Raw genomic sequence first — 15,044 nt, forward strand, 5'->3', positions numbered from 1 at the left:
GGGCTCGCGAGCCCCTTTGACCGGATCTGCGGAGCGACGCGTCAGACCTGCACGAATTGCATCTGCGTGCCGGCCAACTCGATCACGTCTCCGTTTTTCAGCGGGACCGACTCGGCGGTCAGAGGCGCGCCGTTGACCACCGGTCTGGCGCCCCCCTCGACGTGCGCGAAGACATAACCGCTGGGCCGCTTGGTGATCGACGCCACCTGCACGCCGGGCTTGCCGACCGTGGTGACCACCTTGGTCAGAGTGACCTCACGGCCGGCGGCCGGCCCATTGAGCACCTTGATGGCGGCGGGCGCGGTCGACACCGGCGCCGGGCCCAGGCCTCCGAAGGAGGACGGCAATCCAAAACCGCTGCTCGGGGCCGTGCCCGGGCGCAGGATCATCGTCTTCTCGTAGTCGGCGTTGTCCTCGACCAGATACTTGATCTTGTACTTCCCGACTTCGATCACATCGCTGTGCGAGAGCAGCTGCTTCTTGATCGCCTTGCCGTTGATGTACGTGCCGTTGGTCGAGTTCAGATCCTCGATGAAGACATCCGCGCCAACCATCTGCAGCACGGCGTGCTCGCCGCTGACCGCCAGGTTGTCGATGACGATGTCGTTGTACGGCCGACGGCCGAGCGTGGTCTTGTCCTTGGTGACCTGCACTTCCTTGATCACCACGCCGTCGAGCGACACCACCAGCTTGCCCATGCTTGACCTCGAGTCCTGTCTTATTTGTAGCGGGCCGTCTCAACGGCGCCCATTGTTACGACTGAATGGCCACCACGCCCATGGCTTGGTGCGACTTTCCGCGCGAACCAGAACGATCGCAATATTATCCTTGCCGCCCATGTCATTGGCTGCGTCGACCAACGCCTGCGCCGCCTCGGGCAGGTCTTCGTGGCTTTGCAACACCTGCGCTACGCTGGCGTCATCGACCATGTCGGACAGCCCATCGCTGCACAGCAGGATCTGGTCGCCCGGCAGCAGCTCATGCTGATGGACTTCCAGCATCACCGTGTCCTCGACGCCCACAGCCCGCGTCACCAGATTCTTGTTGCTGCTGAAGACGGCTTCCTCGGGCGTCAGTAGACCTGCATCGATCTGTTCCTGCAGCAACGAATGGTCACGCGTCAACTGAACGAGTTGCCCTTCCCGCAAGCGGTAGGCGCGCGAGTCGCCGACGTGTCCAAGCAGCAGACTCTGTTCTCTGAAGACTGCCAGAACCAGCGTCGTGCCCATGCCGGCGTAGCGCGGATTCGTGTTGGCGGCATTGAAGATCGCCCGGTTGGCGTTGTCGACGCAGATGTCCATCGCACGCCGCACATCGATGTCGGTCGCATGCTGCCCGCTCTCGGCCAGCCAGCGCCCCAGTTCCGACTTGATGAAGGTCGTCAGCATCTGGCTGGCGACTTCCCCGGCGTTGTAGCCCCCCATGCCGTCGGCGAGGACCGCCAGCCCGACGCCCGGCTCCAGGGCGACCGAGTCTTCATTGTTGTCGCGCACGCGTCCGGTGTCGGTGGCGCTGAAGAACTCCAGGGTCATGTCTTGCTGGCGGGATCGGCTGGGGGAAGGGGATTGTGCACTGCGCCCTGGGACTGTAGCCGCAAAGTTCGCTCGAATGCCTGTCCCGCTGGCGGGGGGGGTGTGGCGCCCGTGCTATTGGCCAATTCGACCGGAATCTGGCTCAACACCGCCTCCAGATCCTGAGCCATCAGGTCACCGCGCTGGTAGCGCAGCTCGGGGCGTTTCTCCAGCGCGAGAGCGACGATCAGCGCCAGCGATTCCGGGAGCTCCGGACGCAGGCGCCGGATGTCGGGCGCCGGCTGGTTGGTGATCTGATGCATCAGCGTGGCCATCGACTCGGACTGGTGGGGCAGATGGCCGGTCAGCAGCTGGAACAGCATCGCACCCAGCGAATACAAGTCGCTGCGCCCGTCCACCTGCAGGCCGGCCAGCTGTTCCGGCGACATGTAGGACGGCGTGCCCAGCACCAGGCCCGTCCGCGTGCGGCTGCCGTCGGCGACGCGCGCGATGCCGAAATCCATGATCTTCACGCTGCCGGACTCGCGCTCCAGCATCACGTTCGCCGGCTTGATGTCGCGGTGCACGACGCCGTGTCCATGGGCGTAAGACAAGGCCCGCGCCAGCCGGGCGCCGAGCAGCAGCACCTCCCGCAGGGGCAGCAGCTGCCCCGCTCGCGTGTGGTGGCTGAGATCCTGCCCGACGACGTACTCCATGGCGATCCAGGTGTCGCCGGCGCATTCGCCGGCGTCCAGGACGCGAAGGATGTCGGGGTGATCCAGGTGTCGCGCCGCGCTGGCTTCCCGCATGAAGCGGTCGCGGACGTCGATCAGGTCCTCGGGCGCGAATTCGCGTTGCAAGGCCAGCCGCTTGATCGCGACCGTTCCGCCGCTGCGCCGGTCGATCGCACGGTTGACCACCGCCATCGCCCCGCGACCGAGTTCCTCGCCGATCTCGTAGTCGTCGAGCGCCACGCCGGCCGCGCGCGGCATCGGCTGTGTCGTGGGCAGGGTGTCAGGCGCGCCATGCCCGTCCTCGTCGGACGCGCCCCGGCCCAGCAATCGCTTCAGAAAGCCGGAGGCGCTCATGGCATGGCGGGCCTTTCGTCAGGCTTCGGCCGGCTTGCGCGCAGCCAGCAGCTTGCCGACGATCAACACGAACAGTGCACCACCCACGCCCAGCGCGTAATAGACCTGCGGCAGCACTTCCGTGGTCCCGGGCTTGTCGCCCGGCTGCATCGGCACCCAGCTGTTCAGCGCCGGATCGGTGACCAGCATCGTGCCGGCGATCCAGCCCAGCAACATTGCGCCCAGCGTGATCACGATCGGGAACTTGTCCATCAGCTTGATCACCAGCTGGCTGCCCCAGACGATGATGGGGATCGAGACCAGCAGACCGAAGATCACCAGCGGCATCTGGTGATGGGAGCCCGCGCCTTCCGCGGCACCGGCGATCGCGATGACGTTGTCCAGGCTCATCACGAAGTCCGCGATGATGACGGTCTTCACCGCGCCCCAGAGCTTGTCGCTCGCTTCCATCTTCGAGTGGTCATCCTCTGCTTCCGGCATCAGCAGCTTGATGCCGATCCACAGCAGCAGCGCGCCGCCGACCAGCTTCAGGAACGGCAGCTTGAGCAGCGTGAGCGCGAAAAAGATCAGCACGACGCGCAGCACGATCGCGCCGGCAGTGCCCCACATGATGCCCTTCGTGCGAAGGTTGGGCGGCAGCTTGCGGCAGGCAAGCGCGATGACGACGGCGTTGTCGCCACCCAGCAGGATGTCGATCAGGATGATCTGGCCGACGGCGAGCCAGAACTCGGGGCTGGTGAACATGTCCATGGAGGGGAACCCGCGCCGGGCCTCGCGCAACGAGGGCCCAGTCTAAAGCGTTGGAGGGATGAACGAGAGAAGGGGCCCACTGGGCCCCTTCCTTGGTTCAGGGGGTGCGCGCGGATTGTCCCCGCCCTTCCCCTGGGATCGCAGTGCGTGAAATTACGCACCAGCGATCTTCCTCATCAGGTTTTTCCTGCTGCTTACAGCAGGCCCTTCAGCAGCTTGCCCATTTCAGACGGGTTGCGGGTCACGGTGAAGCCGCACTCTTCCATGATGGCCAGCTTGGCATCGGCCGTGTCGGCGCCGCCCGAGATCAGCGCGCCGGCGTGGCCCATGCGCTTTCCGGGAGGGGCGGTGACGCCGGCGATGAAGCCGACGACCGGCTTCTTCATGTTGGCCTTGCACCAGCGCGCGGCTTCCGCCTCATCCGGGCCGCCGATCTCGCCGATCATGATCACGGCGTCGGTGTCGGGGTCGTCGTTGAAGGCCTTCATCACGTCGATGTGCTTCAGGCCGTTGATCGGGTCGCCACCGATGCCGACGGCCGAGGACTGGCCCAGGCCGATCTCGGTCAGCTGCGCGACCGCTTCATAGGTCAGCGTGCCGGAGCGCGAGACCACGCCGATGCGGCCCTTGCGGTGGATGTGGCCGGGCATGATGCCGATCTTGATCTCGTCGGGCGTGATCAGGCCGGGGCAGTTCGGGCCCAGCAGCAGCGTCTTCTTGCCGCCAGCCAGTTCCTTGGCCTTCATCTTGTTGCGCACTTCCAGCATGTCGCGGACGGGGATGCCTTCCGTGATGCAGATCGCCAGGTCCAGGTCAGCCTCGACGGCTTCCCAGATCGCGGCGGCGGCGCCCGCGGGCGGCACGTAGATCACCGACACGGTCGCGCCGGTCTGGGCGGCGGCTTCCTTCACGGTGCCGTAGATGGGGATGTCCGAGAACTTCTCGCCCGCCTTCTTCGGGTTCACGCCGGCGACGAACGCGTTCTTGCCGTTGGCGTAGGCCTGGCAGCCCAGGGTGTGGAACTGACCGGTCTTGCCCGTGATGCCCTGGGTGATGACCTTGGTGTCCTTGTTGATGTAGATGCTCATGTCGTATTCCTTGGCTGGGTCTGCGGCTTACTTGACGGCGGCGACGATCTTGGTCGCGGCTTCGGCCATGGTGTCGGCGGCGATGATGGGCAGGCCGGACTCGGCCAGCATCTTCTTGCCCAGCTCCTCGTTGGTGCCCTTCATGCGGACGACCAGCGGCACATTCAGGTTGACGGCCTTGCAGGCGGTGATCACGCCTTCGGCGATGGTGTCGCACTTCATGATGCCGCCGAAGATGTTGACGAGGATGCCCTTCACCTCGGGGTTCTTCAGCATGATCTTGAAGGCCTCGGTGACCTTTTCGGCGGTGGCGCCGCCGCCGACGTCCAGGAAGTTGGCCGGCTCGCCGCCGAACAGCTTGATGGTGTCCATCGTGGCCATGGCCAGGCCGGCGCCGTTCACCAGGCAACCGATGTTGCCGTCCAGCGAGATGTAGGCCAGGTCGAACTTGGAGGCTTCGATCTCAGCCGGATCCTCTTCGTCCAGATCGCGGTAGGCGACGATTTCCGGATGACGGAACAGCGCGTTGGCGTCGAAGTTGAACTTGGCGTCCAGCGCGATCAGGTTGCCCTTGGAGTCGCAGTTCAGCGGGTTGATTTCCACCAGCGACGCGTCGGTGTCCATGTAGCACTTGTAGAGCTTGGCGAACAGGTCGACGGCCTGGTCCACCGAAGCGCCGGTCAGGCCGATGGCCGCGGCGATCTTCTTCGACTGCTCCGCGGTGATGCCGGTCAGCGGGTCGATGTACTCGGTGATGATCTTCTCGGGGGTCGAGTGGGCGACTTCCTCGATGTCCATACCACCCTCGCTCGACGCGATGAAGGCCACCTTCTGGGTGCCGCGGTCGGTCACCAGCGAGACATACAGCTCATTCTTGATGTCCGCGCCTTCCTCGATGTACAGGCGGCGGACCTTCTGGCCGGCCGGGCCGGTCTGGTGCGTGACCAGCTGCATGCCCAGGATCTGCTCGGACAGCGCCTTCACGTCGTCCAGGCTCTTGCCCAGCTTGACGCCGCCGCCCTTGCCGCGACCGCCGGCGTGGATCTGCGCCTTGACCACCCAGACCGGGCCGCCCAGCTTCTGCGCGGCTTCGACCGCTTCTTGCACCGTGAACGCGGGAATGCCGCGCGGCACCGGCACGCCGAACTGGCGCAGGATTTCCTTGCCCTGGTACTCGTGAATCTTCATAGGGAGGTCTCGCTTGATGGATGAATCAGGAAGAGGCCGCCGATGCCGCGGACGCTCCGCGATGCCGGCGTTGAGATGGGGTTTGCAGCGCCGGATTCAGCCGGGCCTCCGCGACAAGGATCCCGTCGTCGCGGCCATAGGACCTCGCGTCGACGGTTCGGCGACGTTGCGGCGGATGGCGCTCGGGGGAGGCGGTGAAAGACATAAACCGATGCAAACACGCAAAAACACGCCCGCGGACGAACGCCGGCGGGCTGGTTTGCGAAGCCGAAAATGTAGCATGCTGCGTTGCATCAAGCCCTTGGCGCGGTTGTGCCGCGCACCGGCGTGGGCTTGTCAGCGGCTCGAAAGGTGCTCGTGACGCACGAAGTTTCAGGCGGTTTCGGCGCCTGTCACCGCTTCAAGCGTCAGGGCCGGCGGCGACGCGGCGCACCGCCTTGCGGGCGAGTTCGTATCCAAAGCCTCGCCCCATCAGGAAGCGCAGCCGTTTGGCCTCCGCCGACGCGTCCACCGGCGCTCCTTCGCCGAACTTGCGACGCAGCAACTCACAAGCGCGGTCCAGCTCTCCAGCCGCCAACGCCGATCGCTGCTCCGCGTCGAGCGCCAACCCATGCTGGGCGAGCTCCTGCTCGATGCGGCGCTGTCCGAAGCGCTGGGAGCGCGCGTGGATGCGCGACTCGACGAATCGCGACTCGTCGAGATAGCCGTTCGCCTTGAGCCAGCCGAGAACCGCATCCACCTCTTCAACCAGGTTGACCGCCTGGGCTTCGGAGTTGTCCGGATTCTCGGCCTCGGAACGCCCGCCCCCCGGCCCAGGGTTCGAAGAGGGATTGCCCTCGCCGGCGGCGGCCTCGATCAGCGCAGCTTGTCGATCACGAGCAATGCGCAGCAGCTTGCGGCGCAGCTCCATCGCGCTGTGCTCGCGCTGCGCGAGCAGGGCCACGGCTCTGGCCTTGAGCGACAGCGGCTGCGAGGCCGAACCCCGCCGGCTTCCGGACGGAGTCATGCCGTCGCCCGGTGCTTACTCGGCGTCGCCAGGCGCGGCGCCCAGCAGGGGGATACCCAGCGATTCGCGGATCTTGTTCTCGATCTCGACCGCCAGGTCGGGGTTCTCGCGCAGGAACTCGCGCGCGTTGTCCTTGCCCTGACCGATCTTCTCGCCGCTGTAGGCGTACCAGGCCCCCGACTTGTCGACGATCTTCGCGGTCACGCCCATGTCGATGATCTCGCCCTCGCGGCTGATGCCCTCGCCGTAGAGGATGTCGAACTCCGCCGTCTTGAACGGGGGCGCCACCTTGTTCTTCACGACCTTGACCTTGGTCTCGGAGCCGATGACTTCCTCGCCCTTCTTGATCGAGCCGATGCGACGGATGTCCAGGCGCACCGAGGCGTAGAACTTCAGCGCATTGCCGCCGGTGGTCGTTTCGGGCGAACCGAACATCACGCCGATCTTCATCCGGATCTGGTTGATGAAGATGACGGTGCAGTTGGTCTTCTTGATGGTGGCGGTCAGCTTGCGCAGCGCCTGGCTCATCAGGCGGGCCTGCAGGCCAGGCAGCGCGTCGCCCATCTCGCCTTCAAGCTCGGCCTTCGGCGTCAGCGCGGCGACCGAGTCCACGATGATCAGGTCCACCGAACCCGAACGCACCAGCGAGTCCACGATCTCCAGCGCCTGTTCGCCGGTGTCGGGCTGGCTGATCAGCAGCTCCTGCAGGTTGACGCCCAGCTTCTGCGCGTACTGCACGTCCAGGGCATGCTCGGCGTCGATGAAGGCGCACACGCCGTCCAGCTTCTGCATCTGGGCGATGACCTGCAGCGTCAGCGTGGTCTTGCCGGACGATTCCGGACCGTAGATCTCGATCACGCGGCCGCGGGGCAGGCCACCGACGCCCAGCGCGATGTCCAGGCCCAGCGAGCCGGTGGAGACGACCTGGATGTCCTCGATCTTCTCGCCTTCGGCCAGCCGCATGATCGAGCCCTTGCCGAACTGCTTTTCGATCTGGGCGAGGGCGGCCTGCAGGGCCTTGGCTTTTTCGGTGTTGGCGTTCTTCACGGGGGCGTCCATGCAATCTTCTCCTGTTGGCTGCGGCGGATTATGGCGCAATCTGTATATCTGTACAGTACTTTGTCGACCCGTGCCGCCCGTCGGTGCGGCTTCGGCGCTGTCGATGGCGGGATGTTAGGCCGCAGGTGGCTCACAGGATGAGCCAGCCGCACAACTCCCCCCGTTTTCGCCAAAGAGGGGGAAGAGCCGCCTCCCAAGCTGTCGCCCACCTGACTGGTGCCCCGCTCATCGACCTGAGGACGGCTCGGAAACGCCTAGGGAAGCGCCCCGGACCGCTCCCTAGAATGTCTCCATAACCAGAGGGGACGACACATGCGCATCTTGATCGCCGAAGACGACCAGGTCCTGGCCGATGGCCTGCTGCGCTCGTTGCGAGCCTCGGGCTGCGCCGTCGACCAGGTCGGCAGCGGCAGCGAGGCCGACGCCGCGCTGGCCTCGCATGAGTTCGACCTGCTGATCCTCGACCTGGGATTACCGAAGCTGCATGGGCTGGAAGTGCTGCGTCGGCTGCGGGCGCGCGGATCGTCCGTGCCGGTGCTGATCCTGACCGCGGCGGACAGCATCGAGGAGCGCGTCAAGGGCCTGGACCTTGGCGCCGACGACTACATGGCCAAGCCCTTCTCGCTGCAGGAACTCGAGGCGCGTGTGCGCGCGTTGACGCGCCGCGGCCTGGGCACCGCCTCCAGCGTGATCCGCCATGGCCCGTTGACGTTCGACGCCACCGGCCGCGTCGCTTACATCAACGATCAGATGGTGGAACTGTCGGCGCGGGAGCTGTCGCTGCTCGAGGTGCTGCTGCAACGCGCGGGACGGCTGGTCAGCAAGGACCAGTTGGTCGAGCGCCTGTGCGAGTGGGGCGAAGAGGTCAGCAACAACGCGATCGAGGTCTACATCCATCGGCTGCGCAAGAAGATCGAGCAGGGGCCGATCCGCATCGCGACGGTGCGCGGGCTCGGCTACTGCCTTGAAAAGATCCCCGGCTGAGGCGCGGGGCGTCCCGGAGCCCCTGGGCGCACGCTTGATCGAGGACGCGCGGCATGGCGGGTGAATCGTCCGGCCATCGCTCGCTGTTCGGCGAGATCCTGGACTGGATGCTCGCCCCGCTGCTGGTCATCTGGCCGATCAGCGTCGCGCTGACCTGGCTGGTGGCGCAGGGCATCGCGAACAAGCCCTACGACCGCGAGCTCGACGAGATGGCGCGCACGCTCGGTCTGCAGGTCGCGACGGAGCCGGGGCCCGGCGACGCCTCCACGCGACGCGGCAGGTCGCGCTACGCGCTGGTTCCCGAGGCCGCGGCGCTGCTGCGGGCGGACGAGTCCGACACGGTCTACTACCAGGTGCTGGGCCTGCGCGGCGAACTGCTGAGCGGCGACGCCCAGTTGCCGGTGCCCGAAGTCGAGCCGCCCATCGTGCCGTGGGAGGTCAACCGCCGCTTCGACGAGGTCAACAACGAGGCGGTGCGGGTGTCCTACCTGTGGGTGGTGCCGGAGGGGATGGCCGGCGGCGACAAGATGATGCTGGTCCAGGTCGCGGAGACGCTGGGCAAGCGCTCGCGGCTGACCAACGAGATCATCAAGGGCGTGATCCTGCCGCAGTTCGTGATCCTGCCGCTGGCGGTGCTGCTGGTGTGGCTGGCGCTGGCGCGCGGCATCGCGCCGCTCAACGACCTGCAGCGCCGCATCCGCTCGCGGGACAGCTCCGACCTGAGCCCCATCGACGAGCAGCGCATCCCCGACGAGGTGGCCCCGCTGGTGCAGGCGATCAACGACCTGCTCGAGCGGCTCGATCAATCGATCCGCGCGCAGAAGCACTTCCTGGCCGACGCCGCGCATCAGCTCAAGACGCCGCTGGCGGGGCTGCGGACCCAGGCCGAGCTCGCCCAGCGCGAGATCGACGAGGGTCGCAGCTCGCCGTCGGAGCTGCGGCGTTCGCTCAAGCAGATCGCGGTCTCCAGCCAGCGTGCGGCCCACATGGTGAACCAGCTGCTGGCGATGGCCCGCGCCGAGGACCAGGAGCACGCCGCGCGCCGCAGCGAGGTGAACCTGGCGGTGCTGGCGATCGAGACGGTGCGCGATTTCGTGCCGCGCGCGATGGAGAAGCGCCTGGACCTCGGTTATGAGGGGCCGGAGGCCAGCCAGGCGGGCCTGCGCATCCACGGCCATCCCCTGCTGATCCGCGAGCTGATCCGCAATCTGGTGGACAACGCCTTGCTGTACACCCCCAGTGGAGGGACGGTGACCGTGCGGGTGGTCGAGGATCCGTTCGGCCAGGTCTGCGTGCTGCAGGTGGAGGACTCGGGGCCGGGCATCGCGGAGGCGGAGCGCGAGCAGGTCTTCCAGCCGTTCTACCGCGCGCTGGGCACCAATGTCGACGGCTCGGGGCTGGGCCTGGCGATCGTGCGCGAGATCGTCCAGCAGCATGACGCGGAGATCGCGGTCGACGACACGCGGGCACGCCGTCAGGCGGAGGCGGAAGGTGTGGGCCCTGGCGCGCGGTTCACGGTGCGCTTCGCCGCCCATCCGCTTGCCCAGGGCGAACGTTGAACCCGGCGGCGACGCATCCTCCACCCATCCGTCATTCGGTGCCCTGAACCTGGAGCCGGCGAGCGATCCCGCCTCAGTTCGAGCTAGCGACAACCCTTCCGGGCTTTCGAAGAATCACCGCCTCCTTCCTACTGAAGCGCAGGTGACTCCGATGGCATACCGACTTCCGGCGGCAACGACGATGCAGATGACGAGCGACGATTTCCTGGCCTGGGACTCTGGCGATGGCAGCCGATATGAATTGATCGACGGCCAGCCGGTCGTCATGGAAAGCGCGAGCGAGGGCCATCAGATCGTGGCCTGCAATCTCTATGTCGCGATGCGCCAGCATCTCCACGGCGCGCCCTGCCGGGCCATCCTGTCGCTGGAGGTGCGGTGCGACGACGGCAACTGCCTGGTCCCCGACGTGATGGTGTATTGCGACAAGGACAAGCGCCCGCGCGGCATGGAGGCCTGCCCGCTGATCGTCGAGGTGCTTTCCCGGAGTTCCGCCCGTGACGACAGGACCCGGAAGTTCGCGCGCTACCGCCGGCTGGCCGCGCTGCGCGAGTACCTGGTCGTCGACTGGGAGCAGCGCGCGACGGAAGTCCACCGCCTGGCCATCGACGGCTCCTGGCAGGTGACCCGCTACGCCGGCGGCGAGGTGGTGTACCTGGCCTCGATCGATCTCGCCCTGCCGGGCGACGTCATCTTCGCCGACCTGGAAGCGGCCGCCTGATGGCCGCCGGTCGACTCAGCGCTGCGTGCCGCCGCGACTCTTGGCGATCGACATCAGCATCCCCAGCGACAGCCCCAGCGTCACCATCGCCGTGCCGCCGTACGAGATGAACGGCAGCGGCACGCCGACCACGGGCAGGATGCCGGTCACCATGCCCATGTTCACGAAGACGTAGGTGAAGAAGCTCAGCGTGATCGCCCCGGCGAGCAAGCGGGAGAACAAGGTCGGCGCCTCGTGCGCGATGGCCAGGCCCCGCAGGATCAACGCGGTGAAGCCGAGCAGCAGCCCCAGCGCCCCGATCAAGCCGAATTCCTCGCCATAGGCGGCGAAGATGAAGTCGGTGGTCCGCTCCGGGATGAACTCGAGGTGCGTCTGCGTTCCCTTCATGAAGCCCTTGCCGGTCACGCCGCCCGAACCGATCGCGATCTCGCCCTGGATGATGTGGAAGCCCTTGCCCAGCGGATCCTTGGTCGGGTCCAGCAGCGTGCAGACCCGGTCCTTCTGGTAATCCTTCAGCACCACCCACTTCACGTCGGGCTGGCAGATCTGGTCCTCGCTGAAGACCAGCGCGGTGATGCCCGCGCCGGCCAGCACCAGCGCCGGAATGATCAGCTTCCACGACAGCCCGGCGAAGAAGATCACGTACAGGCCCGCGCCCAGCACCAGCAGCGAGGTGCCCAGGTCCGGCTGCTTCGCGATCAGGCCGACCGGCACCACCAGCAGCACGAAGGCGGCGACGAAATCGGGCAGGCGCAGCTGGCCCTCGCGCTTCTGGAACCACCAGGCGAGCATCAGCGGCACCGCGATCTTCAGCATCTCGGAGGGCTGGATCACGACGCCGACGTTCAGCCAGCGCGTCGCGCCCTTCTTGCTGATGCCGAACAGCGCGACCGCCACCAGCAGCGTGACACCAACGGCGTAGAGCGGCAGCGCGAGCTGCATCAAGCGCTGCGGCGGTACCTGCGCGGTCACGAACAGCACGCCCATCGCCAGCACCATGTTCCGCGCGTGATCGACGAAACGCGTGCCATGGTCGTAGCCGGCCGAGTACATGCACATCAGCCCCAGCCCCATCAGCCAGCCCATGGCCAGCAGCAACGGAATGTCGAAACCCTGGAACAGCGGTTTCACGCGCTGCAGCAGGCTGGGTTTGCTGAAGACGGCGCTCATCGTGAGGCTCCCGGGTTGGGGCGCGGCGCGACCGGCGCGAGGCGGCGTTCCGCCGCGGAGCCCGGTATCGCGGCGGGCACGGCCGACGGCGGAGCGGCGGGTCTGGGTGTCGGTCCGGCTGGACCTGAGGCCGCCACCGGCGCGGACGCTGCGGAGGCCGAAGCGTCCGGCGCGCTGGCCGCGGCGCCCGGCAGCGGGATGTCCTCGACGCGGCGCGGCGTGCCGATCGGCGCGCCCACCTGGCCGACCCGCACCTTGGCGATGTCCTCTTCGCTCGGGTACGTGCCGGTCAACACGTAATCGAAGACGCGTCGCGCGATCGGCGCTGCGGACTCGGAGCCGAAGCCGGCGTTCTCCACGATCAGCGCCAGCGCGATCGTCGGTGCCTGGTACGGCGCAAAGGAGATGTACAGCGAGTGGTCGCGCTTGCGCTCGTCCGCCTTGATGCTGCTGTAGGTCTGTCCGGCGCGCAGGCCCACCGCCTGCGCCGTGCCGGTCTTGCCGGCGCTCTGGTACTGCGCGCCGGCGAACACCATCCGCGAGGTGCCTTCCATCGTCACGTCGTGCATCGCGTTGCGGATCACGTCGACGTCGGCCTTGCGCAGCGCGAGCGGCGACAGCGCGTCGCTCGCGGTGCGCCGCTGCACGTGCTTGACCACGTCCTCGATCTCCCGGACCAGCCGCGGCCGGTAGCGTTCGCCGCCGCTGGCAAGCGTCGACATCGCGGTGGCCAGCTGCAGCATCGTGAAGTTGTTGTAGCCCTGGCCGATGCCCAGTGAGATCGTCTCGCCGGCGTACCACTTCTGCTGCTCGGGCCGCTTGTAGGCGCGGCGCTTCCACTCGGTGCTGGGCAGGATGCCGGTGACCTCGCCCAGCAGGTCGATCTCGGTCTTGCGGCCGAAGCCGAAGGGCTCCAGCTGGTCGTGGATCATGTCCACGCCCATCTCGTTGGCCAGCGAGTAGAAGTAGACGTTGGACGAGGTCACGATCGCCAGCCGCATGTCCTTCGGGCCGGCGCGGTCGCCGGTCGCGCTGCCGAAGGTCCGCCCACCGAAGCTGTAGGTCAGGTTGTCCTGGACCACCACGTTGGCCGCGCGCTTGCCGGTGTTGAGCGCCGCCATCGCCATGTAGGGCTTGAAGGTCGACCCCGGCGGATAGGTGCCGCGCAGCGCCCGGTTCAGCAGCGGCTTGTCGATGTCCTCGTTGAGGTCCTTCCAGCTGTCGGCGTCGATGCCGTCGACGAACAGATTGGGATCGAAGGTCGGCTTGGACACGAAGGCCAGCACCTCGCCGTTGCGCGGGTCCATCGCCACCAGCGCGCCGCGCCGGTCGCCATAAAGGCGCTCGACCAGCGCCTGCAGCTTGATGTCGATCGACAGGTGCAGCGTGTTGCCCGGCGTCGGCGGGCGGTTGCGCAGCCGGCGCACGGCGCGGCCGCCGGCGCTGGTCTCCATCTCCTCGAAGCCGGTCTGGCCGTGCAGCTCGCGCTCATAGGCCTGCTCCAGGCCCAGCTTGCCGATGTATTCGGTGCCGCGGTAGTTGGCGATGTCCTCTTCGGACCAGTCCTCCATCGCCTTCTTCTCGGCCTGGTTGATGCGGCCGATGTAGCCCAGCAGGTGCGCGCCGACATCGCCCAGCGGATAGTTGCGGAACAGCCGCGCCTTGATGTCCACGCCGGGGAAGCGGAAGCGCTGCGCGGCGAAGCGCGCGACCTCGGTGTCGGTCAGCTTGGTGCGGATGGGCAGCGACTCGAAGTTCTTGCTCTCCTCCATCAGCCGCTTGAAGCGGCGACGGTCGCGCGGCTGGATGTCGATGACGGCGGTCAGCGCGTCGATCGTGGCCTCCAGGTCCGGCACCTTGGACGGCGTGATCTCCAGCGTGTAGGCGGAATAGTTGCTCGCCAGCACGACGCCGTTGCGGTCGACGATCAGGCCGCGGTTCGGCACGATCGGCAGCACGGTGACGCGGTTGGTCTCGGCGCGCTCGAGCAGCGAGTCGTGCTGCGTGATCTGCAGGTAGACGAGGCGGGCGACCAGCAGGCCGAAGCAGAACAGCACGAACACCGCCGCGGCGACCAGCCGCAGCCGGAATCGGCTCAGCTCCGCCTGGAGGTTCTTGATGACCGTCATCGCGGGCCCGTCCTCGGCGCGCTCAGAGCGGGCGGTGCGCGTCGGGATCCGGCGCGCGACGCTGGGGCGCGAGCAGCAGCGCCGCGGCGATCGGCCACAGCGCCGCCTGCAGCACCGGCGCCAGCACCAGGCTCCAGCCGGGCCACATGCCGCCGACGACCAGTCGCACGATCACCGCGATCGCGGTGGCCAGCACGAACAGCGGCAGCACGTGGAGCGCCTGCGCGCCGAGCGTGAACCAGAGCAGCCGGCGATGCAGCGCGACCGCGCCGAAGGCCAGCAGGCTGTAGGCCAGCGCATGCTGGCCGAGCAGTGCGCCATGGTGGACGTCGATCATCAGGCCGAAGACGAAGGCCCAGCCCACGCCGACACGCCGGGGCTGGTGGACATTCCAGAACACCAGCACGATCGCCAGCACGTCCGGCATCCAGGGCTGGCGGCCGACGGGCACCATGTCGATCAGCAGGCCGACGACCAGGCTGAAGGCGATGAACAGGGGGTTGGCGGGCAGCAGCAGCTGGCTCGCGCCACGCGGCATGATCATCGGTGGCCTCCCTTGGGCGCGGACGCGGCGCGACGCGGCCTGGCGCCGGATTCGGCGGCGGCGGCGCTCGCGGCGCTGGCCGCTTCCTGCGCGGCTTCGATGCGGGCGTCCTCCTGGCCCTGCAGCGGCTCCAGCACCAGCACGTGCCGGGCGCTGTCCGGCTGCGCGACCGGCGCCAGGCCGACGCGGGCGAAGCTGGTGTCGCCGCGGCGCTCCACCTCGGCGACCTTCGCCACCGGCAGGCCCGGCG

General features: G+C 67.3%; 14 protein-coding genes and 1 pseudogene. 3 read left to right on the plus strand and 12 right to left on the minus strand.

Annotated elements, in window-relative coordinates:
* Positions 1 to 41 precede the first annotated feature (41 nt).
* The 8 genes from FUT87_RS08320 to recA all read right to left on the minus strand — a co-directional run bounded on the left by FUT87_RS08320 (position 42) and on the right by recA (position 7,690).
* Positions 42 to 698, minus strand: a complete 657-nt coding sequence (locus FUT87_RS08320) for an FHA domain-containing protein (RefSeq protein ID WP_091730306.1) — start codon at positions 696 to 698, stop codon at positions 42 to 44.
* Positions 699 to 737: 39 nt separating this feature from the next.
* The gene (locus FUT87_RS08325; protein ID WP_091730304.1) at positions 738 to 1,532 is read right to left on the minus strand and encodes a Stp1/IreP family PP2C-type Ser/Thr phosphatase; all 795 of its coding nucleotides are present in this window, start codon (positions 1,530 to 1,532) and stop codon (positions 738 to 740) included.
* A complete protein-coding gene (locus FUT87_RS08330; protein WP_091730299.1) occupies positions 1,529 to 2,599 on the minus strand; it encodes a serine/threonine-protein kinase in 1,071 nt (356 codons plus the stop codon). The genes FUT87_RS08325 and FUT87_RS08330 overlap by 4 nt, the downstream gene beginning before the upstream one ends.
* Before the next feature lie 18 nt (positions 2,600 to 2,617).
* The gene (locus FUT87_RS08335) at positions 2,618 to 3,349 is read right to left on the minus strand and encodes a TerC family protein (protein ID WP_091730296.1); all 732 of its coding nucleotides are present in this window, start codon (positions 3,347 to 3,349) and stop codon (positions 2,618 to 2,620) included.
* Between the two features lie 194 nt (positions 3,350 to 3,543).
* Positions 3,544 to 4,437 (minus strand): succinate--CoA ligase subunit alpha, encoded by an 894-nt coding sequence (gene sucD, locus FUT87_RS08340; RefSeq protein ID WP_091730292.1) that lies wholly within the window; start codon positions 4,435 to 4,437, stop codon positions 3,544 to 3,546.
* A gap of 27 nt (positions 4,438 to 4,464) precedes the next feature.
* Positions 4,465 to 5,625 (minus strand): ADP-forming succinate--CoA ligase subunit beta, encoded by a 1,161-nt coding sequence (sucC, locus tag FUT87_RS08345; protein ID WP_091730289.1) that lies wholly within the window; start codon positions 5,623 to 5,625, stop codon positions 4,465 to 4,467.
* A gap of 400 nt (positions 5,626 to 6,025) precedes the next feature.
* Entirely contained in the window at positions 6,026 to 6,631 is a 606-nt protein-coding gene (locus FUT87_RS08350) for a regulatory protein RecX (RefSeq protein WP_147240720.1), read from the minus strand.
* A gap of 15 nt (positions 6,632 to 6,646) precedes the next feature.
* A complete protein-coding gene (gene recA / locus FUT87_RS08355; protein WP_091730281.1) occupies positions 6,647 to 7,690 on the minus strand; it encodes a recombinase RecA in 1,044 nt (347 codons plus the stop codon).
* Positions 7,691 to 8,002: 312 nt separating this feature from the next.
* On the opposite strand from recA, the gene FUT87_RS08360 reads away from it, so the two are divergent.
* The 3 genes from FUT87_RS08360 to FUT87_RS08370 all read left to right on the plus strand — a co-directional run bounded on the left by FUT87_RS08360 (position 8,003) and on the right by FUT87_RS08370 (position 10,951).
* Complete coding sequence (locus FUT87_RS08360) at positions 8,003 to 8,674, plus strand: response regulator transcription factor (protein WP_091730277.1); 672 nt, start codon at positions 8,003 to 8,005, stop codon at positions 8,672 to 8,674.
* 53 nt (positions 8,675 to 8,727) lie between these two features.
* The gene (locus FUT87_RS08365) at positions 8,728 to 10,233 is read left to right on the plus strand and encodes a sensor histidine kinase (RefSeq protein ID WP_147240721.1); all 1,506 of its coding nucleotides are present in this window, start codon (positions 8,728 to 8,730) and stop codon (positions 10,231 to 10,233) included.
* 151 nt (positions 10,234 to 10,384) lie between these two features.
* The gene (locus FUT87_RS08370; protein ID WP_183483819.1) at positions 10,385 to 10,951 is read left to right on the plus strand and encodes a Uma2 family endonuclease; all 567 of its coding nucleotides are present in this window, start codon (positions 10,385 to 10,387) and stop codon (positions 10,949 to 10,951) included.
* Between the two features lie 15 nt (positions 10,952 to 10,966).
* Here FUT87_RS08370 and rodA read toward each other — a convergent pair whose 3' ends face one another.
* The 4 genes and pseudogenes from rodA to FUT87_RS28570 all read right to left on the minus strand — a co-directional run.
* A complete protein-coding gene (gene rodA / locus FUT87_RS08375) occupies positions 10,967 to 12,121 on the minus strand; it encodes a rod shape-determining protein RodA (protein ID WP_091730263.1) in 1,155 nt (384 codons plus the stop codon).
* Positions 12,118 to 14,250, minus strand: a complete 2,133-nt coding sequence (gene mrdA / locus FUT87_RS08380) for a penicillin-binding protein 2 (protein ID WP_147240723.1) — start codon at positions 14,248 to 14,250, stop codon at positions 12,118 to 12,120. Before mrdA ends, rodA begins: the two co-directional genes overlap by 4 nt.
* Before the next feature lie 22 nt (positions 14,251 to 14,272).
* Positions 14,273 to 14,794 (minus strand): rod shape-determining protein MreD, encoded by a 522-nt coding sequence (gene mreD, locus FUT87_RS08385; protein ID WP_091730257.1) that lies wholly within the window; start codon positions 14,792 to 14,794, stop codon positions 14,273 to 14,275.
* Positions 14,791 to 15,044, minus strand: a pseudogene (locus FUT87_RS28570) (rod shape-determining protein MreC); the annotation flags it as partial. The pseudogene FUT87_RS28570 and the gene mreD, both read right to left, overlap by 4 nt.

It is taken from the genome of Mitsuaria sp. TWR114 (assembly GCF_007997345.1).

Bases quoted from the DNA above. Each gene is read 5' to 3' on its own strand.
- mrdA (WP_147240723.1), bottom strand. From the start codon at position 14,250: ATGACGGTCATCAAGAACCTCCAGGCGGAGCTGAGCCGATTCCGGCTG.
- FUT87_RS08370 (WP_183483819.1), top strand. From the start codon at position 10,385: ATGGCATACCGACTTCCGGCGGCAACGACGATGCAGATGACGAGCGAC.
- FUT87_RS08325 (WP_091730304.1), bottom strand. From the start codon at position 1,532: ATGACCCTGGAGTTCTTCAGCGCCACCGACACCGGACGCGTGCGCGAC.
- sucC (WP_091730289.1), bottom strand. From the start codon at position 5,625: ATGAAGATTCACGAGTACCAGGGCAAGGAAATCCTGCGCCAGTTCGGC.
- FUT87_RS08350 (WP_147240720.1), bottom strand. From the start codon at position 6,631: ATGACTCCGTCCGGAAGCCGGCGGGGTTCGGCCTCGCAGCCGCTGTCG.
- FUT87_RS08335 (WP_091730296.1), bottom strand. From the start codon at position 3,349: ATGGACATGTTCACCAGCCCCGAGTTCTGGCTCGCCGTCGGCCAGATC.
- FUT87_RS08365 (WP_147240721.1), top strand. From the start codon at position 8,728: ATGGCGGGTGAATCGTCCGGCCATCGCTCGCTGTTCGGCGAGATCCTG.
- rodA (WP_091730263.1), bottom strand. From the start codon at position 12,121: ATGAGCGCCGTCTTCAGCAAACCCAGCCTGCTGCAGCGCGTGAAACCG.
- FUT87_RS08330 (WP_091730299.1), bottom strand. From the start codon at position 2,599: ATGAGCGCCTCCGGCTTTCTGAAGCGATTGCTGGGCCGGGGCGCGTCC.
- FUT87_RS08360 (WP_091730277.1), top strand. From the start codon at position 8,003: ATGCGCATCTTGATCGCCGAAGACGACCAGGTCCTGGCCGATGGCCTG.
- mreD (WP_091730257.1), bottom strand. From the start codon at position 14,794: ATGATCATGCCGCGTGGCGCGAGCCAGCTGCTGCTGCCCGCCAACCCC.
- FUT87_RS08320 (WP_091730306.1), bottom strand. From the start codon at position 698: ATGGGCAAGCTGGTGGTGTCGCTCGACGGCGTGGTGATCAAGGAAGTG.
- sucD (WP_091730292.1), bottom strand. From the start codon at position 4,437: ATGAGCATCTACATCAACAAGGACACCAAGGTCATCACCCAGGGCATC.
- recA (WP_091730281.1), bottom strand. From the start codon at position 7,690: ATGGACGCCCCCGTGAAGAACGCCAACACCGAAAAAGCCAAGGCCCTG.